Source organism: Blautia sp. NSJ-175 (genome assembly GCF_022867815.1).
Classification (GTDB): domain Bacteria; phylum Bacillota; class Clostridia; order Lachnospirales; family Lachnospiraceae; genus Blautia; species Blautia celeris.
Window position 1 is genome coordinate 519,729 of the sequence record NZ_JALIFQ010000001.1, and the last position, 18,094, is coordinate 537,822.

An 18,094-nucleotide genomic window follows, 5' to 3' on the forward strand; every position below is an offset into this window, starting at 1 on the left:
GGGGATCATCATGAAGAAAAAAAAGAAAAACCTACAGAAAGTCATTCCCTATATGGTATTGCTCATCATTGCGGGAGCATTTTTACTTCCTCTTCTGTGGCTGGTGTTTGCGGCTTTTAATCCGGAAGCCAGCCAGGCCTTCGCAGTGCCAAAGTATATGAGTGTTGAGAATTTCAGGGTTATTCTCACAGATGCCAAAAACCAGAGAGGATTCCTGAACAGCCTATTCATCTCCGTGGTACAGACAGGCATAGTGCTGGTATGTTCCCTGCTGGCAGCGTATCCTCTGTCAAGATATGAGCTGAAGACGGGGCAGAAGATCACTATGGGAATGCTGTTTCTGACTTCTATTCCCATAACGGCGGTTATGGTGCCGGTCTATCAGATGTTTATCATGATGAAGCTGGTGGACTCTATAGGCGGAACCATTATTTTTCTTTCAGCTTCCGGTCTTCCTTACGGAATCTGGATGATGAAAAACTTTCTGGATGGAGTATCCGTGGATCTGGAGGAGGCGGCGTGGATAGACGGTGCGTCTGCCGTCAAGAGTGTGGTTCATGTGGTGCTTCCGCTGATGCTCCCCGGATTATTTACAGTTGCCATGTTCACCTTTGTGGGAAGCTGGGGAAACTTTTTTGTACCGCTCATTTTACTGCAGTCCACAGAGAAGATACCGGCTGCCGTAAATATTTACCGCTTCTTTGGGGAGCGCGGACAGGTCATCTACGGACAACTGGCGGCTTATTCCATTGTCTATATGCTTCCTGTGTTTGTTTTATATTTCTTCTCACAAAACTATATGTCAAAAGGATTTGCAATGACCGGAGCGTCAAAGGGCTGATTGCAAATGCACATCTTACTGAAATTGGGAGGTTACGTTTATGAAGAAAATGTATATGATCGGAAATGCACATCTTGACCCTGTATGGCTCTGGCCGTGGCAGGAGGGATTCCAGGAGAATAAAGCTACCTGTAAATCTGCGCTGGAGCGTTTGGGTGAATACGAGGATGTAATATTTACATCAAGCTCCGCACAGTTCTATGAGTGGATTGAAAAAAATGATCCGGAAATGTTTTCAGAGATCGAAAAGAGGATAAGAGAAGGGCGCTGGGTGATCTGCGGAGGCTGGTGGGTGCAGCCTGACTGTAATATCCCCTGCGGAGAATCTTTTGCCCGTCATGCCTTGATAGCCCAGAATTATTTTATGGAAAAATTCGGTGTAACAGCCAAAACAGGATACAATGTGGACAGCTTTGGTCACCAGGGAATGATGCCGCAGATCCTGCAGTTGTCCGGCATGGAGAATTATGTATTCATGCGGCCGGGTCCTCATGAAAAAGGCCTGCCGGCCAGGAATTTTATCTGGGAATCAGATGACGGTTCCAGGGTACATGCTTTTCGGCTGCCGTTTTCCTACTGCACATTCGGCAGGCTGGAGGATCACATGAGAGCCTGCAGAGAGGAATTTGACGCCGGTGTGGATGAGCTGATGTGTTTCTACGGTGTGGGCAACCACGGTGGAGGTCCTACAATCGAAAATATTGAAACTGTGAAAAAGCTGCAGAGAGAATGGGATGACGTGGAAATCATTTTTGCGGATCCTGACTTTTACTTCGAGAAACTTAAGGAGAGGGAATATGACCTGCCGGTAGTGCATGGGGATCTGCAGCATCATTCCAGCGGCTGTTACAGTGCGGAATCACAGGTGAAACGCTATAACCGCAAGGCGGAGAATGCGCTTCTGAGGGCAGAGAAGTTTTCTGTTCTGTCAGAGCTTGTGTCAGGGCATGGCTATACAGAGGGACTGACAGAGGGGTGGAAACGTGTTCTGTTTAACCAGTTCCATGACATCCTGGCAGGCTCCAGTATTCAGAAGGCATATGAGGATACCAGGAATGAATTAGGGGAAGCTCTGTCCATTGCGGCGAGAAATGAGAATAACAGTCTTCAGGCAGTTTCCTTCCATATCGGGATCGATCAGGAGGAGAATATGCTCCCCGCAGTGGTTTTCAATCCCCATGGCTGGGACGTAGAGGAATATGTAGAAGTGGAAACCGGAATGTTCGGTAATTCCTGCAGAGGGGAGTCTTATATCGTAAAGGACAGCAGCGGAAATGTGGTACCGTCCCAGAAAATATCTTCGGACGCGAAGGTAAACGGCAGAAACAGGATCGTCTTCAAGGCAGGCGTGCCGTCACTTGGTTACGCTGTATTCCGCATCTACGCAGTGGATCAGGAGCAGGAGGCAGAACACACATCGCAGGCCCTGGTATTAGAAAACGCTCTGGTCCGTGTGCAGTTTGAAGAGAAGACAGGAGCTGTTATTTCCATATGGGATAAGGAAAACAAGATTGAATACTGTGACGGAGCCTTTGGACGAGTTGTGGTGGTAAAGGATAACTCCGACACATGGAGCCACGGAGTCACGAGATTTCATGAGACAGAGGGATACTTTGAACCGAAATCCGTGAAAAAGACAGAGGATGGACCGGTAAGGAGCAGTATCCGTGTGATCAGCAAGTACAAAAGCTCTACCCTGGTCCAAATATATACATTATATAAGGAAGATAAATCCGTCAGAGTGTCTGCAAAGATCAACTGGCAGGAAAAATTCCGGTGTGTAAAAATCCAGTTCCCGGTTGCTCTGGATCAGTACAGAGGAATCTATGAAATTCCTTTTGGCTGTATAGAAAAAGCATGCAATGGGGAGGAAGAACCGGTTCAGCGCTGGATGGACCTGTCAGGTATGCAGGAGGCCAATAATAAAATAATCTGTGGTATCGGTATATTAAATGACTGCAAATACAGTGCCTGCATGGAAGGAAACTGTATGGAGCTGACAGTTCTTAGAAGTCCTGTATACGCCCACCACAATCCGTATATTCTGGATGAGGAGGAAGACGACTATCAGTTTACAGACCAGGGAATACAGAACTTCTCTTATACCATCGTACCACACCTGGGCAGCGGCAGAGAGGCGCATCTGGTGCAGCGTGCAGAAGAACTCAATCAGCCCTGTGTTACAGTGATCGAGACATACCATAAGGGCGAATATCCGCAGAAGGCGGAACTTTTGACGGTGAGCAGGAACAATGTGGTGCTGTCTGCCCTTAAAAAGGCAGAGAAGCAGGATGGATATATCCTCAGGCTTTATGAGACAGAGGGAAAGGAGTGTCAGGCAGATATCTGCATCCATTTCCTTGAAAAAACCATTCGCGCGGAATTTAAGCCGTTTGAGATTAAGACATTTTTCGTCAGCCGTTCCGTGGATTCTGAACCTGCAGAGGTGAATTTCATGGAATGGGAGAAGTGACGCGCTAAAAATGCCTGCGAGGAGATTGGGATATGAAAGACTATGTGATTGGTATTGATATAGGCGGCACAAAATGCGCAGTAGTGCTGGGTGAGGCAGGGGAAGCAGATGAGGACTGCCGAATATTTGACAGAGTATGCTTTGCTACAGAGGCCAGGAGAGGACCGGATTGCGTGATCCATGATCTGTTTGGAGCAGTCCGGGCACTTCTCGGGCGTAATGATATACAGACGGAAAGACTGCAGGCCATAGGGATAAGCTGCGGAGGGCCTTTGGACCATATAAAGGGAGTGGTTAAAAATCCGCCTAATTTATATGGCTGGGACAATATTCCCATTGTGGATATTATGGAAAAGGAATTCCGGGTGCCCACATACATACAGAATGACGCCAATGCCTGTGCACTGGCAGAATGGAAATTCGGAGCAGCCAGAGGCTGCCGGCATGTGATATTTCTCACCTACGGCACAGGGATGGGAGCCGGTCTTATATTGGACGGAAAGCTTTACAATGGTGCCAACAATATGGCAGGAGAAGTAGGTCATGTGAGAATGACAGAAAGCGGTCCTGTGGGATTCGGCAAGTCCGGCTCCTTTGAAGGATTCTGCAGCGGCGGAGGCATTGCCCAGATTGCCAGGATGAAGGTGTTGGAGAAGCTGCAGATCGGTGAACGTCCTTCTTTCTGCCAGAGCTTTGAACAGATAGAGGAGCTGTCAGCAAAGACCGTAGCTCTTGCCGCAAAAAGCGGGGACCCTCTGGCTCTTGACATCTATGAAACCAGCGGCTACTATCTGGGCCGGGGGCTGGCTATCCTTATAGATATACTGAATCCGGAGATTATTGTACTGGGCAGTGTCTATGAGAGAAGCGAAGAATTACTGTGGCCATGTGCGCAGCGGGTCATCGAGCAGGAAGCACTGGCTATTTCAAGAGAGGGATGCCGGATCGTGCCGGCTGAGCTGGGAAATAAGATTGGTGATTATGCGGCACTTTCCGTTGCGATTCAGGGAGGTAAAAATGGGCAGAGAAAATGCAGTCTATGAAAAATTCCGGAAGGATTATCCGGTTCTTAAGGAACAGCCTGTGTGGGAAGCTTTTGAGCTTCTTCTGAAAAGCTGCAGAAATGGAGGGAAAATCCTGGTCTGCGGCAACGGAGGCAGCGCCTCTGATTCAGAGCACATTGTAGGAGAGCTGATGAAAGGTTTCCTGCTGAAGCGCGAACTGCCGGACGAGGAGAAAGAAAAGTTCAGGAGTCTGGAAGGCGGAGAGGTATTATCCGAGCAGCTGCAGCAGGGGATCCCGGCCATCTCATTGAACAGTTACACTTCCCTCATGACTGCAGTGGGAAATGATACCTCCTTTGACATGATATTTGCCCAGCAGGTGTATGCTTACGGACAGCCGGGAGATGTGCTTATTGCAATGACTACATCTGGCAATTCCGCAAATATTGTGGAGGGAGCAAAGACTGCCAGAGTAAAGGGCATGAAGGTATTGGGGATAACTGGAGAAAAGGAGTCTGCTCTCTTAAAATACTGTGACGTCTGTTTCCGCATGCCGTCCACAGAGACATATCGTGTACAGGAGTATACACTGCCTCTGTACCACACGCTGTGTGCTATGCTGGAGGAGGCAGTTTTTGGATAACTCATAATAAGAAAATCCGCAGGGCTTTGTGAGAGGCCGCTGCGGATTTTTCACGTTTGTATCAAAAATGTATTTCTGGGCAGCCGGTGCTGCCCGGTATTCTTAAAAATAAAAAGAGAAACACCCTGTAGGGGAGCTACAGGGTGTTTCGAGGGGAGTATAAATAATTAAATAAGGGGTTATAATGTAAAAAAAATTTTTGAAGGGTAAATTCTTTTTACAACCCATATTATAATATAAAAGGAAAAAAAATGCAATCCTTTTTTGACGAGATACGCATGACAAAAAGGAATATTATTACTTTTTACGGATATATTGACGAAAACAAGAAGAATTGAACTGCGGCGAATATTTTGAGGCAGAAAAGACATAATAAGACTGTAAATAAAAAATGTACAACCAGGAGGTAAAGTCATGGCTAAAAATTATAGCAATGAATTAGGCAGCAACAAATCCACTAATGCAAACAACTCTCAGAATTCACAGAACTCCCAGAATTCACAGAACTCTCAGAATTCTCAGAATTCTCAGAACTCCCAGAACTCACAGAACTCCCAGAATTCTCAGAACTCTCAGAACTCACAGAACTCCCAGAATTCTCAGAACTCCCAGAATTCCCAGAACTCACAGAAGAATTCCTATTCAGGAAGTAAAAACGGAACAGAGAACTGTGGAACAAGAAACTCTCAGAATGCATCTTCTTCCAACAGCAAAAATTCACAGAACTCCAACTCCAACAGCAAAAATTCTTCTAAAAACAACACATCTTCTGAGTACGGTTATTAATTAGTATAAAAGAGGATACAGCCAGGGAGATTCCGGACACCAATCCGGAATCTCCCTGATTCATGTTAGGGAAACCACGCTCTGCGTGGTTTCTGTTATTTACGTCCTGGATTTGGAATGCATATAATAGAAGAAAAAGGTATTTCTTATGACTGGTATTGAAACAATTTCAGCCCATGATTTAGACAGATATCATGGTGACAGAAATGTTATGATTATAGATCTGCGTGACAGAGAAGAATATGAAGCGGGACATTTTGACGGAGCTGTAAATATTCCCTATGAAGAGCTGGATATTTATGAGGAGCTGCCTGCTGACAAGATCCTTGTGCTCTACTGCGACAGAGGAAGCGCCAGCCTTCTGGCAGCCAGAGAACTGATGCAGAGAGGCTTCCGTGTAAAATCTGTTGTGGGTGGATTCCACGCATATAAAGGAACGAACTTGTATTTTCCTTCAGAGCATAGTAAAATAAAGTAGATTAGACAGTTTAAGGAAAAACAGAGGAGAATATACTTATGAAATACATGTTTGCATCAGACATCCACGGTTCAGCTTATTACTGTAAAAAGATGTTGGAGGCATATAAGGCGGAGAAGGCAGACCGTCTGATTCTGTTGGGTGATCTGCTGTACCACGGCCCAAGAAACGATCTTCCAAAAGATTACGCACCGAAAGAAGTCATTGCCATGCTCAATGAACATAGAGATGATTTGTATGTGGTACGCGGCAACTGTGATGCGGAAGTGGACCAGATGGTGCTTCATTTTCCGATTATGGCGGATTACTGTATTATCATGGATGGTGAGCGCACTATTTATGCCAGCCATGGACACGTATATCATGAAGAGAATCTGCCGCCGCTGAAAAATGGAGATATTTTTATTCACGGCCACACACATGTGCTGCGTGCGGAAAAGAAAGAAAATTATACCATTCTGAATCCGGGTTCTGTTTCCATTCCCAAGGAAGGAAATATTCCCACCTATGCGGTACTGGAGGACGGTCTGTTCTCAATCCGCGGATTTGGCGGGGAGATTGTTAAGGAGTTAAAATTATAATGGAAAAATTTGAATTGATCGCACCATGCCATTTTGGTCTGGAGGCAGTGTTAAAAAGGGAAATACAGGATTTGGGATATGAGATCAGCGAGGTGGAGGACGGGAAAGTAACGTTTTTAGGTGATGCCGGGGCAATTGTCCGGGCAAATATGTTTCTGCGCACCACAGAACGGGTACTTTTAAAGGTGGCGAAAGTCAAAGCAGTCACTTTTGAAGAGTTATTTGAGAAGACAAAAGCCCTTCCCTGGGAAAAATATATTCCGCAGGACGGAAAATTCTGGGTTGCCAAAGCCAACTCTGTCAAAAGCAGGCTCTTCAGCCCCTCAGATATCCAGTCCATTATGAAAAAAGCTATGGTAGAGCGCCTGAAATCGGTGTATCATGTGGACTGGTTTGAGGAGGATGGTGCCAGTTTTCCTATCCGTGTCGCTTTTATGAAGGATGTTGCCACCATTGGTATTGACACGTCAGGGATTTCCCTGCACAAGAGAGGATACAGGCAGATGACAAGTAAGGCTCCCATAACAGAGACTCTGGCGGCAGCCCTGCTGATGCTGACTCCATGGAACAGGGACCGTATTTTAGTGGATCCCTTCTGCGGCAGCGGAACATTTCCTATTGAGGCAGCCATGATCGCCGCCAATATCGCACCGGGAATGAAACGGAATTTCCTCTGTGAGGACTGGAAACATCTCATATCAAGAAAGCATTGGTATGAGGTCAGGGAGGAAGCACAGGGGATGATAGATCTGTCCGTAGATACAGATATCCAGGGATACGACCTGGACCCCGAGATGGTGAAGGGAGCCAGGGAAAATGCGGAGCGGGCCGGCGTTGACAAGCTGATACATTTTCAGCAGAGGGATATCAAAGATTTGAGCCATCCTAAGAAATATGGTTTTATTGTCACGAATCCTCCTTATGGGGAGCGTCTGGAAGACAAAGAAAATCTGCCGTCTCTCTATGAAACGATTGGGGAGCGCTATCAGGCACTGGATTCCTGGTCCATGTATCTGATCACCGCTTATGAGGATGCAGAGCGATATATAGGAAGAAAAGCGGATAAAAACAGGAAGATATACAATGGTATGATCAAGACGTACTTTTATCAGTTCCTGGGTCCAAAGCCCCCGAAAAAGAAGAGGAGTTAACAAAAGATGAAAAGATTGATCTTTGCAACCGGCAATGAAAATAAAATGAAAGAGATACGGGAGATCATGGAAGGTCTGCCGGTTGAAATCCTGTCCATGAAAGAAGCCGGCATTGAGGCCGATATTGTGGAGGATGGACTGAGCTTTGAGGAGAATGCGCTGATCAAGGCGCGTGCAGTCTGCAGACTGGCGGGTGAGATGGTACTTGCTGATGATTCCGGGCTGGAGGTGGACTACCTCAACAAAGAGCCGGGAATCTATTCCGCACGCTACATGGGCGAGGATACTTCTTACAGGATCAAGAACCAAAATATCATGGACCGCCTGGAGGGTGTACCGGATGAAAAGCGTACCGCCAGGTTTGTGTGCGCCATAGCCGCCGTATTTCCGGACGGCAGGGAACTGGTGACGCGGGGTACGATAGAGGGTATCATCGGCTATGAGGAGAGAGGGGAAAATGGATTTGGATATGATCCCATCTTTTTCCTTCCTGAGAGGGGCTGCAGCACTGCAGAACTTCCGCCTGAGGAGAAAAACAACGTGAGCCACAGGGGAAATGCGCTGCGCAGTATGAAAGCTTTGCTGGAAAAGGAACATTTATTATAATAAATGGAAAGGACTTTCAAATATGAAGGTATTAATTGTCAGCGACACCCATGGTCACGAGGAGAATTTTGAAAAGGTTCTGGAAAAGGTGGGAAATATACAGCATCTGATCCATCTGGGAGATGTGGAAGGGCATGAGGATTATATAGAAGCGATCTCAGGCTGTCCGGTACATATTGTGGCGGGAAATAATGATTTCTTTTCAGACCTTCCCAGAGAGGAGGAACTGTGGCTGGAGGACTACCACGTACTGCTCACACATGGGCATTACTATGGCGTTTCCATGGGAACCAGCCGCCTTGAGGAGGAGGCGCGGGCCAGGGGCTTTGATATAGCCATGTATGGACATACCCACAGACCTGAACTGAAGATAGAAGATGACTTGACGGTATTAAATCCGGGGAGTATTTCTTATCCCAGACAGTGGGGACACGAGCCGAGTTTTATCCTCATGGAAATCGACAGGGATGGAGAAGCTCACTATACAATTAATTATCTGAAATAATGAAAAATGCTGGGATGGCAGTTTCAGTCCCGCTGAAGGATGCCATCCCGCAGTCATATATGATTTGACGGGAATTGCTAATGGATGAAGGGGAAACCGGGGCATTTTGTAAAAAAATGGAATAGAAATAAATATTCTAAAAAAAAGTGTTGACTTTTCACTTTCCCTATGGTATATTTTATCTTGCGTCAGGCAAGAGCACTTGCACAGGACGGTAAGATACCTTTCGGGGTGTGGCTCAGCTTGGCTAGAGCGCCTGGTTTGGGACCAGGAGGTCGCAGGTTCGAATCCTGTCACCCCGATGTTTCAACAAGTGCATGAAATGCCCGTGCGGGTGTAGTTCAGTGGTAGAACACCAGCCTTCCAAGCTGGATATGTGGGTTCGATTCCCATCACCCGCTTTCGGTTGCAAAACCGAGGATGTGTTTGTAGCTCAGCTGGATAGAGCAACGGCCTTCTAAGCCGTGGGTCGGGGGTTCGAATCCCTTCAAGCACGCTTGTGTGTTTTAGACGCACAATGGATTATGGTGGGTATAGCGCAGTTGGTTAGCGCGCCAGATTGTGGCTCTGGAGGCCGTGGGTTCGAATCCCACTATCCACCCTTGCCGTTACGGCGCTCTTGGGCTATCGCCAAGCGGTAAGGCACAGCACTTTGACTGCTGCATTCGCTGGTTCGAATCCAGCTAGCCCAGTTCAAAGTCTAATTATGGAGCATTAGCTCAGTTGGTAGAGCACTTGACTTTTAATCAAGTTGTCCGGGGTTCGAATCCCCGATGCTTCACTGGAACAAGCAAGTGCTTGTTCCTATTTTTTTTCTGATATGCGGATATGGCGGAATTGGCAGACGCGCCAGATTTAGGTTCTGGTGTCTACGACGTGCAGGTTCAAGTCCTGTTATCCGCAGGAATAAAATAAAAAAGGATTCCCTTCTCATTTTTACTGAGAGGAGAATCCTTTTTGTGTTCAGGCCTTTTATCTGCCTTCTGACTCTGCCACAATATCTTCCAGAACTTTGATCAAATCAGGCAGTGATTCTAATTGGACATTTCGTTCCAGAATACAGTTTTTCAGATCAATGGACAGAGTTTCAAATTTGTCCCGGATTGCCGGGGATATATAGGATGCCATAAAATCACCTCAGCAATAGGATGCGTATGCTTAGAATAAAATATGCGGGATATTGGAAAAACACCAGGATTCTGTCTGATAAAAGACTATAATCCTGGTGTTTCATTCCCGCTATTCTTTTGTATAATTGTCAAAATACCCCTGGATATAGATAATAGGCGTACCTTTATCTCCCGAACCGGAGGTCAGATCAGCCAGGGAGCCCAGCAAATCTGTCAGGCGTCTTGGTGTAGTACCCTGGGTTACCATGGTGCCTTTCAGGTTTTCTGCCTTCTCGTCCTTTTCCTGGATGTAATTCTTGATGGCAGCCTTTAACTCGTCTCCTGATAAGTCGGCGAAATCATTGTCCGCCAGGTATTTCAGCTTCACCTCATTGGGTGTTCCATTCAGGCCGTCTGTGTAGGCCGGAGAGACTACCGGGTCAGCCAGCTCCCAGATTTTGCCCACCGGATCTTTGAATGCGCCGTCACCGTAGATCATGACTTCCACATGTTTTCCTGTTTTTTCCAGAATGGAGCTGTGTATGGAATCAACCATTTCCTGGCAGTGGATCGGGAAAAGCTTTACCGTGTCTTCAGTGGCTTTGTTGGAGCCGAGAAGTCCGTATGTATCATTGTATCCGCTTCCGTCAATGCTCTGTGTCATGATATCATCCAGAGCGTATACTTTTTCCGCTCCGTTGGCATTCAGGATGCGCTTGGTGCGCTCTCTGCTGTGAATATCGCAGGTGAGTATGCTTTTTGTGTAGTCCAGGATCGCTTTGGGATTGTTGGCAAAAATGATCTCCACTTCTGCACCGCACTCACGGATCACATTTTTATAATAGTCCACATAGTCAACACCGGTAAATACGTGTTTTTCGTATCCGAACAATTCTCTGTATTTTTCTTCTGACAGTACGTCTGTCCATGGATTGACGCCTTTTTCGTCCATGACATCCAGATCCACAAGATGATTGCCTACTTCATCAGAAGGATAACTCAGCATGAGGACGATCTTTCTGCAGCCTTTTGCGATTCCCTTCAGACAGATGGAAAAGCGGTTACGGCTGAGAATCGGGAAGAGGACACCAACGGTGTCATCGCCGAATTTTTCATGTACATCTTTGGCAATCTGTTCCACACTGGCATAGTTGCCCTGGGCTCTGGCAACCACCGCCTCTGTGACAGCGATTACATCTTTATCGCGAATCTCAAAAGGTTCGCTCTTTGCGGCTTCCAGCACGCAGTCCACTACGATTTCGGACAGGTTGTCACCTTCACGGATGATCGGAGCGCGGACGCCGCGGGATATGGTACCTACCATTTTAGACATTATGATATTCCCCCATTTTTAAATTTGTGGACATTGCCACCATTACTATTCTACGGTTTGTTGCCGAAATAAGCAAGTAATTCCTGACATAAAGCGACAAAAAAATTGTATTTGGCCGGAATCGTTTTGGATTGACAATATCGTTATACGATATTATAATAAAAATAAGAAATATCGAGTATCGATATCAGGGACTCAGGAATCCGGATGTAATGGAATCCAAACCAGGGAAAAGTCAGGAAAAACCATCAAAGAGAAAAACATTTAAAAAGGAGGAAACGGGTATGCCCAGAGAACAGTTTCAGAGTTTGACGGAGCCCATGTACTATATTCTGATGTCGCTTCAGGATGAGTGCTGCGGAGTGGATATTATGGAAAAAGTAAGAGGTTTATCGGGCGGGCGTGTGCAGGTTGGTCCCGGAACTCTGTATGCGCTTCTGGCAAAATTCCAGGAGGGGGATATGATCGAAGAGACAAGGCAGGAAGGACGGAAAAAGTGGTATAGGATCACGGAAAAGGGAAATGACTCCCTGAAAAAGGAGTACCGCCGCATTTTAGCCATGGCCAGGGACGGGGCCGCCGGATTGGAGGGGGATAGGGATGCTGTATTGGAGATGGAAAAGCTTTGGGATTTTGGACGTTCCGGCAATGGAGTGCTTCTTTGAAAAAATGGCAGCGCGGGGATGGATGCTGAGAGACGCCCGGGGGAGTTTCTGGGGATTTGAGCGGCAGACTCCAAAGGATGTGAAATTTTCAGTTGCCATCCTGAAGGATGTTTCCATGTGGGAAGGCAGTGAGAATGAGGAATCGAGAAATTTTCAGTTCTATTGTGAGAGTGCAGGGTGGCATTTTGTGTGTGCTGAGAAGTGCAGGCAGATTTTGTGGAGCGATAACAGGGATATCGTTCCCATAGAGACAGATGAGGAAATGAAAATGGAAGCGGTGAAGACCCAGTATCGGAAACAGGCCGCATTTACGATGTTTGTGGGTGTGCTTTGGACCTTGATTTATTTTTGGCCTGTACTGGCAGGAGGTGCGGAACTGGGTGGGTATTTAATGAAGTCACTTCTGGAAAGTAATGCGGGGATTTTGGTGCTGTTCTGTATACTGTACCTGCTTTTGGGCGGTTTGGCCGGTATCGTTTCCTATCTGGTTTGGTGTCAGATGGCAAAGAGAAATTTATCACGGAAAATGCCGGTGCTGTACAGACCTTATTCTGTCTTTATGGTAAAAGACATTGCTGAGAAAGTTTTTTGCCTGCTGTTGGTTGTACTTTTCTATATCACTGTGGTGCGTGTGACTGTTCAGGAACGTGACTGGAGGACACTGACGAACCTGTTAATATTTTTTATTGTCTTTTGGAGTGTGAGTCTTTTTTCACAGAGCAGAAGGAAAAAAGGTTTTCGCTGGAGGTACCTAGCAGCCGGTATGGCTGCCGTAATGATTATGATGTTTGGGATGTATAAAATAGATACGATTTTCGATATGGAGTCGTCCGGGGAGGATACATGGATGACCGGAAATGGTCCGTTCCTGAAATGTTCTGAACTTTTTGCGGGGAATAAGAATGCGGAAGGTGAGGAAACGGAAAAGAAAGAAGCAGAAGATAGAGAGGAAGGGAGGTCAGTTCATACGAGAAACGCCAGTATTTTGCTGGAAAGTGAAAGCTACAACACATTCCCGAGTGAGATCTGCAGGGAGGACTTTTCCTATACTTTATACAAATCCAGATATAAAGCAGTCTTGAATTATATACGGAAATTGTCAGAGAACCGACCAGGTTATGAGGAAGACGGTGATTATTGGGACGGTTCTATCTATATCCGGCGCTACAGTGATCAGAGAGGTATTCCTACGGAACAGGAAACAGCAGACGGAGCTGCGGCAGGCGATGTGCCGGCTGAGGTGATTTACCGGATATCTGTTTTACGAAACGGTCCCTATATACTGGTGATCCGATACAAGGACCAGGGCCCGGGGTTAAGCAAGGAAATCGTTGACAGCCGTGCAGCTGATAAAATGAAGAGATTGCCGGGGATTTTATAAAGTGTCTGCATGGAGAATCGGGGACCCGGAGGACGGTGGAGCAGAGATAAAAAAACGGCGTATAGGGAATAGAATGTATTTTGGCTGTCTGCCGGGAGAACATTTCTATGACTATACGCCGTCTTTCTTTCAGTCCGGTATCTGCCGACCTTCATGGTCCATATGGTAATTTTCTTTGTAGATAAGCTGTGAGACAGGGACAAATTCATAGCCTTTGTCCTGCAGTGTGGTGATGAGAGTATCCAGCGCGTCTTTGGTATATTTGGCACCGTTATGGCAGAGGATAATGCTGCCGTTGCCCAGGTGGGAATCTTCGGTGACCCTTTTGATGATATCATCAGCGCCGTAATCCTTCCAGTCGAGAGAATCCACATCCCACTGTATGGGGTAGTAATGATTGGCACGGGCATTTTTTACCACATCATTGTCATAGTCTCCGTAAGGAGGGCGGAACAGGAACATGTCATAGCCGGTCAGCTCTTTGACCTTGTTGTGTACGGACATGAGTTCCTGCGTTTTCTCCTCATCGCTGAGCTTTGTCATATATTTGTGGTTTTCGCTGTGGTTGCCCAGATCATGTCCTGCCTCGTAAATCTTTTTTACATCATCAGGATAACTGGAAACCCAACCGCCGGTCATGAAAAAGGTGGCCTTTACCTGGTGTTTGGCCAGGATATCCAGAAGAGCGGCTGTATCCTGATTGCCCCAGGCAGCATCAAAACTGATGGCTATCTGGGGCTTGTCAGTTTGTACACAGTATATGGGGAGCTCACGGCTTCCCACTGTGCTGCTGACAGAGATGACACCGGGCAGATATGTGACGGCACAGAGGACGAGGGCACCGCAGAAGAGCAGTGTTATGGCTGTGTTGAGAAGTTTCTTTAACATGGCAGACCTCCGCAATAGATGTTGTTTACATCATATGCCGTCCGGGATAGAAAAAGAACGCGGCAGACAGGGAAAGGGCTGTGCGCAGCCTGAACCGCGCACAGCCCTGAAAGCAGGGGATTATTTCCGGTAGAAGTTTCTTCCGTAGGAATCATATTCCTCGGTGATCCAGCGTGCTTTTGCTTTGATCGCCTCGTCATCCGGTGCGCCGTATGTGCTGGCCCAGAATACAAAGCCGCCTCCCGGCGCAAAGTTATCAATACATTTGCGGACTTCAGCTCTGACAACCTCCTCGGAGGTGTCCGGCCAGCCTGCAGGGCCTGAGGAATCCCAGCAGCCTTCCAGTACCAGGCTGTTTCCGTATTTTTTCTTGATACCTGCCAGGTCATTCATGGTCTGGGCGGGATTCCAGGCACATACGCCGAAGTCACGCCAGTCTTCTATGAAATCCTCACATCGGCCGCAGTCGTGCATATCAATGGGGATTCCGGCCTCCTGCGCGAATTTTGCTTCGCTTGCATGGAAGGGTTTTATCATCTCCCGGTACATCTCCACAGAGATAAACGGATTGGTTGCAGTTGCCGTATCGTCTGTGATCGCCCATACATCCGGTTTGTAATAGTCCCTGACTTTGCTGCATATCTGGAGATAGAACTGATTCATATACTCAAACAGCGCCATGACTTCATCCGGTTCCTCCAGCATGGCGCAGAGGCCTTCTGTAAATCCCATAAAATTCATGAGCTGCTGGAAGTATCCAACATGTATGGTGGCAGTCACGGATGTCTGTGTTCTGTCAACACGCTCCAGATCCTTTTTCGCCATGGTTTCCCAGTCAATATGTGAAATATCAGGAGCCTTGATGACATCACGCCAGTGGCAGATGTCGTCCAGTATGAAGCGGCCCGGTTTAGGCAGGGACATATAGCCGGTTTCCTTTGTGGCAACGTATTCCACACCCCAGATATCAAAGCCGCCCATAGGCGTCTTGCGGGCGTTCAGGAATCCGGGCCCAACCCAGGCGGTAGCCGGAGCATGTCCCGGGGACGGAATCAGAAGCCTTGGTATCCATTCCGGGGTTTCACCGCGCAGAGTCATCAGATAGTTATCTTTTTCAGTTAACATAATATTACCTCCTTCTTATAGATGAAGCACAGAGAGTATCCGTTTGTTCAGGCCCGGGAAGTCTTCTTGTTGCCGCCGGTGACTACGATATAGATGGTGGCGCCAAGTACCAGACAAAGTGTGGAGACTGCGGTAATCCGCCATTCAGCCCTCAAAACATTCAGGTTCAGCAGATTTTTCACACCGTTGATGAGATAAGGGGAGAGGAACTGTCCGAGCCCCACACAGCTTGTATACACAGCGATCGCCTGGGAACCGAATTTGGGTTTTGCCGCTGTCCCTGCAATGAGCAGGTTGTAAGTGGGGTTGTAAAAGCCAAATCCCAGGCCGAAGATTGCTCCGCACATAATAAACAGGGCGAAATTCTGGGCAAAACAAAGAATCGCCAGCGCCAGTCCCACAAGCCCTGTGGAAATGACAGCCATATACCGCTGTGTCCTTTTGTGCAGACTTCCGAAGATCAGACCGGCTATAAATGCAAATATAGTATTGGTAGATGCAACCATAGAAACCTGGCCGGCACCTCCGATGCTCTCTCCGGTTATGACAAGTGACAGTTCCACATTAAATGACATCATACATGCGTTAAAAAATATGGCAAACAGGAGAACATAGAAGGTCTTTCTGGTATACTTTTTTTCTCCGGCATTTGCCGCGGTGCGTTCCTTTTTGATCGGTTCATTGGAGGGGCAGAAAAAGAGTACCAGGAGTGCAACCGGGATTGCAAACAGATAGCCCCAGAAGGCATGCCGCCATCCAAAGGAGGTCAGCCAGCCGCCCACCATAGTGACGGCAGCACCGAACAATGCACCGAACCCAGCTCGAAACCCCAGAAGCCGGGCCTTTTCTTCGCCCTCATACAACTGCTGAATGATCGCGTTGGCCAGCGGGAAAACCGTTCCTGACCCCATGCCGTAGATAACCCTCATAACAAGGATAGCCGGCAGATTAAATACGAAATAAGTTCCGAAACCTGCAGCAAACATAATACAGGCACAGCCGATCACAATTTTCTTAATAGGAAAAATCTGTATCAGCTTACCGGACATCAGAGAGCAGACGATCATCATAAGGGACGGGATGGTGGAGAACAGCTTTACGGTAGTGACATCATACTGCGGAAATTCCTTGACCATGTAGGCCAGAGATGACGCGTTGATGGTTGCCAGATATAACAGGGTACTGACAGACAACACGGCCACAGTATTCATTAAAGTGTATTTTTTCTTTTCTGCCATAGTGATTCCTCCCTTGTGGTCAGATGGAGAATAAGGGGCTGCTGTCAATTGCAGACTCTACGATCTGTGTCAAGATCTTTTTATCTATGAAGAGGGCAATGACTGCAGCATGTATTTTTATGGTTGGAGACAGAGCCTCCTTTTTCATTGCTTCCGTATCCGTGAGGGATATCATAATGACCTCACTGCGCTCCATGGATGCTTTGATATGGCCTATGATGCCGTTTTGTTCGGTGATATTCCGGGCAATGTTTTTAAAGAGCTGTTTCAGCAGGATCTCCGTCTGTTTTACATCCTCGCAGGAGCTCCATTCCAGAGAAATAACACTGGCCTCATCCTGTGTATAGGCGTTCAGAGTGATGATCGTGTTATTCCTGCGCAGAGATTGGGAGGCGTGTTCGTGATGCTCATGGGTGTGGCTGTGGTGGTCATGTCCGTGTGTAGCTTCGTGGGATATTTCATTCATAAGAATCACCCTCCAGTATAAAATCCCAAATACAGTGGGAAACAGGCTGGTTTGCAGAAGTCCGGAAAATCTTTGGAACCCTGCCCATATCCTGTATCTGCCGTTCGACTGCTTTCAGCGTATCCGGTGTGACCAGGTCCATCTTGTTGATCAGTACGGTATCCGCGTTTATAAGCTGGCCTGTGATCAGTTCATGAAGCGGTACAAGGAGACGTTCCCAGCGTGAAGCGTCAGCCACAATACAGATTCTGGAGGAGAGGGCCATGCTGTCAGCCAGGTTTTTTTGGATCAGATGGGGATAGGCCAGGCCGGTGGTCTCCAGGATCAGCCAGTCCGGCTGAAGTTCTTTTTCAATCTTACTGACGGTCGACAGCAATTCGCCGGACAAGGTGCAGCAGGCACATCCGGAAAACAGGTTTTCAACCTGATATCCGTTTCCCCGCAGCAGCTTGTCATCAATGCCTTCCTCCCCGACTTCATTTTCCAATATCACAACCTGATATTTTTTATCATTTAAGGCATGTCCGGTTATGTAATAGGCAAGCTGCAGCAGGAGCGAGGTCTTTCCGGAACCAAGGAATCCTCCAAGGATCAAAACTTTCATAATGATTCACCTCTTTCTATATTAGAAGCAGATGATTCGAGAGACTGTGCACACAGATTTCTGAATTAATTGAATTATAAAATGAATTGAAAGATAAAAATAGGAGATGAGCGCACAAAAAACAGAAAAAATAGAGGTCTCATTTGGTGTGATAAGCACAAATTAATTGTCTGTGTCGAATTATGTATTTTTTTGACGTTTTATGGTATGATTTACT

The 18,094-nt window shown here is 47.0% G+C and carries 18 protein-coding genes and 7 tRNA genes; 18 read left to right on the plus strand and 7 right to left on the minus strand.

Annotation, left to right across the window (positions count from 1 at the left end; all coding sequences use genetic code 11):
* Positions 1 to 10 precede the first annotated feature (10 nt).
* The 16 genes from MUB35_RS02360 to MUB35_RS02435 all read left to right on the plus strand — a co-directional run bounded on the left by MUB35_RS02360 (position 11) and on the right by MUB35_RS02435 (position 9,971).
* A complete protein-coding gene (locus MUB35_RS02360; RefSeq protein ID WP_118593865.1) occupies positions 11 to 841 on the plus strand; it encodes a carbohydrate ABC transporter permease in 831 nt (276 codons plus the stop codon).
* Between the two features lie 40 nt (positions 842 to 881).
* Complete coding sequence (locus tag MUB35_RS02365) at positions 882 to 3,314, plus strand: alpha-mannosidase (protein ID WP_103732918.1); 2,433 nt, start codon at positions 882 to 884, stop codon at positions 3,312 to 3,314.
* A 32-nt stretch (positions 3,315 to 3,346) separates the two neighbouring features.
* A complete protein-coding gene (locus MUB35_RS02370) occupies positions 3,347 to 4,357 on the plus strand; it encodes an ROK family protein (RefSeq protein WP_033141871.1) in 1,011 nt (336 codons plus the stop codon).
* On the plus strand, positions 4,332 to 4,961 hold the full coding sequence (locus MUB35_RS02375; RefSeq protein WP_054353270.1) for a D-sedoheptulose-7-phosphate isomerase: 630 nt from the start codon (positions 4,332 to 4,334) through the stop codon (positions 4,959 to 4,961). The genes MUB35_RS02370 and MUB35_RS02375 overlap by 26 nt, the downstream gene beginning before the upstream one ends.
* Positions 4,962 to 5,895: 934 nt before the next feature.
* Positions 5,896 to 6,225 carry a rhodanese-like domain-containing protein gene (locus MUB35_RS02380; protein WP_033141869.1) on the plus strand — a complete coding sequence of 110 codons (330 nt, stop codon included), beginning with the start codon at positions 5,896 to 5,898 and terminating at the stop codon, positions 6,223 to 6,225.
* A gap of 38 nt (positions 6,226 to 6,263) precedes the next feature.
* A complete protein-coding gene (yfcE, locus tag MUB35_RS02385) occupies positions 6,264 to 6,806 on the plus strand; it encodes a phosphodiesterase (RefSeq protein ID WP_033141868.1) in 543 nt (180 codons plus the stop codon).
* Positions 6,806 to 7,957 carry a THUMP domain-containing class I SAM-dependent RNA methyltransferase gene (locus MUB35_RS02390; RefSeq protein WP_103733000.1) on the plus strand — a complete coding sequence of 384 codons (1,152 nt, stop codon included), beginning with the start codon at positions 6,806 to 6,808 and terminating at the stop codon, positions 7,955 to 7,957. Before yfcE ends, MUB35_RS02390 begins: the two co-directional genes overlap by 1 nt.
* Positions 7,958 to 7,963: 6 nt before the next feature.
* Entirely contained in the window at positions 7,964 to 8,563 is a 600-nt protein-coding gene (locus MUB35_RS02395) for an XTP/dITP diphosphatase (protein ID WP_033141866.1), read from the plus strand.
* A 22-nt stretch (positions 8,564 to 8,585) separates the two neighbouring features.
* On the plus strand, positions 8,586 to 9,068 hold the full coding sequence (locus MUB35_RS02400; protein ID WP_033141865.1) for a metallophosphoesterase: 483 nt from the start codon (positions 8,586 to 8,588) through the stop codon (positions 9,066 to 9,068).
* Between the two features lie 227 nt (positions 9,069 to 9,295).
* Positions 9,296 to 9,370: transfer RNA gene (locus tag MUB35_RS02405), tRNA-Pro, on the plus strand.
* A gap of 28 nt (positions 9,371 to 9,398) precedes the next feature.
* Positions 9,399 to 9,469, plus strand: a tRNA-Gly gene (locus MUB35_RS02410).
* A gap of 21 nt (positions 9,470 to 9,490) precedes the next feature.
* Positions 9,491 to 9,564: transfer RNA gene (locus MUB35_RS02415), tRNA-Arg, on the plus strand.
* Positions 9,565 to 9,595: 31 nt separating this feature from the next.
* Positions 9,596 to 9,669 (plus strand) — tRNA-His (locus tag MUB35_RS02420).
* Between the two features lie 19 nt (positions 9,670 to 9,688).
* A tRNA-Gln gene (locus MUB35_RS02425) sits at positions 9,689 to 9,760 on the plus strand.
* A gap of 16 nt (positions 9,761 to 9,776) precedes the next feature.
* A tRNA-Lys gene (locus MUB35_RS02430) sits at positions 9,777 to 9,849 on the plus strand.
* Positions 9,850 to 9,890: 41 nt separating this feature from the next.
* Positions 9,891 to 9,971 (plus strand) — tRNA-Leu (locus tag MUB35_RS02435).
* A gap of 69 nt (positions 9,972 to 10,040) precedes the next feature.
* Here MUB35_RS02435 and MUB35_RS02440 read toward each other — a convergent pair.
* Together MUB35_RS02440 and MUB35_RS02445 are read right to left on the minus strand one after the other, a co-directional pair.
* Positions 10,041 to 10,196 carry a hypothetical protein gene (locus tag MUB35_RS02440; protein ID WP_033143009.1) on the minus strand — a complete coding sequence of 52 codons (156 nt, stop codon included), beginning with the start codon at positions 10,194 to 10,196 and terminating at the stop codon, positions 10,041 to 10,043.
* Positions 10,197 to 10,307: 111 nt separating this feature from the next.
* The gene (locus tag MUB35_RS02445) at positions 10,308 to 11,510 is read right to left on the minus strand and encodes a coenzyme F420-0:L-glutamate ligase (protein WP_033143010.1); all 1,203 of its coding nucleotides are present in this window, start codon (positions 11,508 to 11,510) and stop codon (positions 10,308 to 10,310) included.
* A 284-nt stretch (positions 11,511 to 11,794) separates the two neighbouring features.
* Between MUB35_RS02445 and MUB35_RS02450 the strand changes: the two genes are divergently transcribed.
* Both MUB35_RS02450 and MUB35_RS02455 read left to right on the plus strand, forming a co-directional pair.
* Positions 11,795 to 12,175 (plus strand): PadR family transcriptional regulator, encoded by a 381-nt coding sequence (locus MUB35_RS02450; RefSeq protein WP_052099652.1) that lies wholly within the window; start codon positions 11,795 to 11,797, stop codon positions 12,173 to 12,175.
* The gene (locus MUB35_RS02455) at positions 12,111 to 13,556 is read left to right on the plus strand and encodes a DUF2812 domain-containing protein (protein ID WP_244805721.1); all 1,446 of its coding nucleotides are present in this window, start codon (positions 12,111 to 12,113) and stop codon (positions 13,554 to 13,556) included. Before MUB35_RS02450 ends, MUB35_RS02455 begins: the two co-directional genes overlap by 65 nt.
* A 129-nt stretch (positions 13,557 to 13,685) precedes the next feature.
* Here the strand turns inward: MUB35_RS02455 and MUB35_RS02460 are convergent, their stop codons facing one another.
* The 5 genes from MUB35_RS02460 to MUB35_RS02480 form a co-directional block, all read right to left on the minus strand.
* The gene (locus MUB35_RS02460) at positions 13,686 to 14,444 is read right to left on the minus strand and encodes a polysaccharide deacetylase family protein (RefSeq protein WP_033143013.1); all 759 of its coding nucleotides are present in this window, start codon (positions 14,442 to 14,444) and stop codon (positions 13,686 to 13,688) included.
* Between the two features lie 120 nt (positions 14,445 to 14,564).
* Positions 14,565 to 15,569, minus strand: coding sequence for a uroporphyrinogen decarboxylase family protein (locus MUB35_RS02465; protein WP_052099651.1), 1,005 nt, complete (start codon positions 15,567 to 15,569; stop codon positions 14,565 to 14,567).
* Positions 15,570 to 15,616: 47 nt separating this feature from the next.
* Positions 15,617 to 16,807 carry an MFS transporter gene (locus MUB35_RS02470; RefSeq protein WP_033143014.1) on the minus strand — a complete coding sequence of 397 codons (1,191 nt, stop codon included), beginning with the start codon at positions 16,805 to 16,807 and terminating at the stop codon, positions 15,617 to 15,619.
* Positions 16,808 to 16,826: 19 nt separating this feature from the next.
* The gene (locus MUB35_RS02475; protein ID WP_054353260.1) at positions 16,827 to 17,273 is read right to left on the minus strand and encodes a hypothetical protein; all 447 of its coding nucleotides are present in this window, start codon (positions 17,271 to 17,273) and stop codon (positions 16,827 to 16,829) included.
* Positions 17,266 to 17,877, minus strand: a complete 612-nt coding sequence (locus MUB35_RS02480) for a GTP-binding protein (protein WP_033143016.1) — start codon at positions 17,875 to 17,877, stop codon at positions 17,266 to 17,268. The genes MUB35_RS02475 and MUB35_RS02480 overlap by 8 nt, the downstream gene beginning before the upstream one ends.
* Between the last annotated feature and the right edge of the window lie 217 nt (positions 17,878 to 18,094).

Coding starts and splice junctions, on each gene's coding strand:
- MUB35_RS02395 (WP_033141866.1), top strand. CDS start 7,964: ATGAAAAGATTGATCTTTGCAACCGGCAATGAAAATAAAATGAAAGAG.
- MUB35_RS02380 (WP_033141869.1), top strand. CDS start 5,896: ATGACTGGTATTGAAACAATTTCAGCCCATGATTTAGACAGATATCAT.
- MUB35_RS02390 (WP_103733000.1), top strand. CDS start 6,806: ATGGAAAAATTTGAATTGATCGCACCATGCCATTTTGGTCTGGAGGCA.
- MUB35_RS02365 (WP_103732918.1), top strand. CDS start 882: ATGAAGAAAATGTATATGATCGGAAATGCACATCTTGACCCTGTATGG.
- MUB35_RS02460 (WP_033143013.1), bottom strand. CDS start 14,444: ATGTTAAAGAAACTTCTCAACACAGCCATAACACTGCTCTTCTGCGGT.
- MUB35_RS02455 (WP_244805721.1), top strand. CDS start 12,111: ATGCTGTATTGGAGATGGAAAAGCTTTGGGATTTTGGACGTTCCGGCA.
- yfcE (WP_033141868.1), top strand. CDS start 6,264: ATGAAATACATGTTTGCATCAGACATCCACGGTTCAGCTTATTACTGT.
- MUB35_RS02360 (WP_118593865.1), top strand. CDS start 11: ATGAAGAAAAAAAAGAAAAACCTACAGAAAGTCATTCCCTATATGGTA.
- MUB35_RS02400 (WP_033141865.1), top strand. CDS start 8,586: ATGAAGGTATTAATTGTCAGCGACACCCATGGTCACGAGGAGAATTTT.
- MUB35_RS02375 (WP_054353270.1), top strand. CDS start 4,332: ATGGGCAGAGAAAATGCAGTCTATGAAAAATTCCGGAAGGATTATCCG.
- MUB35_RS02450 (WP_052099652.1), top strand. CDS start 11,795: ATGCCCAGAGAACAGTTTCAGAGTTTGACGGAGCCCATGTACTATATT.
- MUB35_RS02465 (WP_052099651.1), bottom strand. CDS start 15,569: ATGTTAACTGAAAAAGATAACTATCTGATGACTCTGCGCGGTGAAACC.
- MUB35_RS02370 (WP_033141871.1), top strand. CDS start 3,347: ATGAAAGACTATGTGATTGGTATTGATATAGGCGGCACAAAATGCGCA.
- MUB35_RS02470 (WP_033143014.1), bottom strand. CDS start 16,807: ATGGCAGAAAAGAAAAAATACACTTTAATGAATACTGTGGCCGTGTTG.
- MUB35_RS02440 (WP_033143009.1), bottom strand. CDS start 10,196: ATGGCATCCTATATATCCCCGGCAATCCGGGACAAATTTGAAACTCTG.
- MUB35_RS02480 (WP_033143016.1), bottom strand. CDS start 17,877: ATGAAAGTTTTGATCCTTGGAGGATTCCTTGGTTCCGGAAAGACCTCG.
- MUB35_RS02445 (WP_033143010.1), bottom strand. CDS start 11,510: ATGTCTAAAATGGTAGGTACCATATCCCGCGGCGTCCGCGCTCCGATC.
- MUB35_RS02475 (WP_054353260.1), bottom strand. CDS start 17,273: ATGAATGAAATATCCCACGAAGCTACACACGGACATGACCACCACAGC.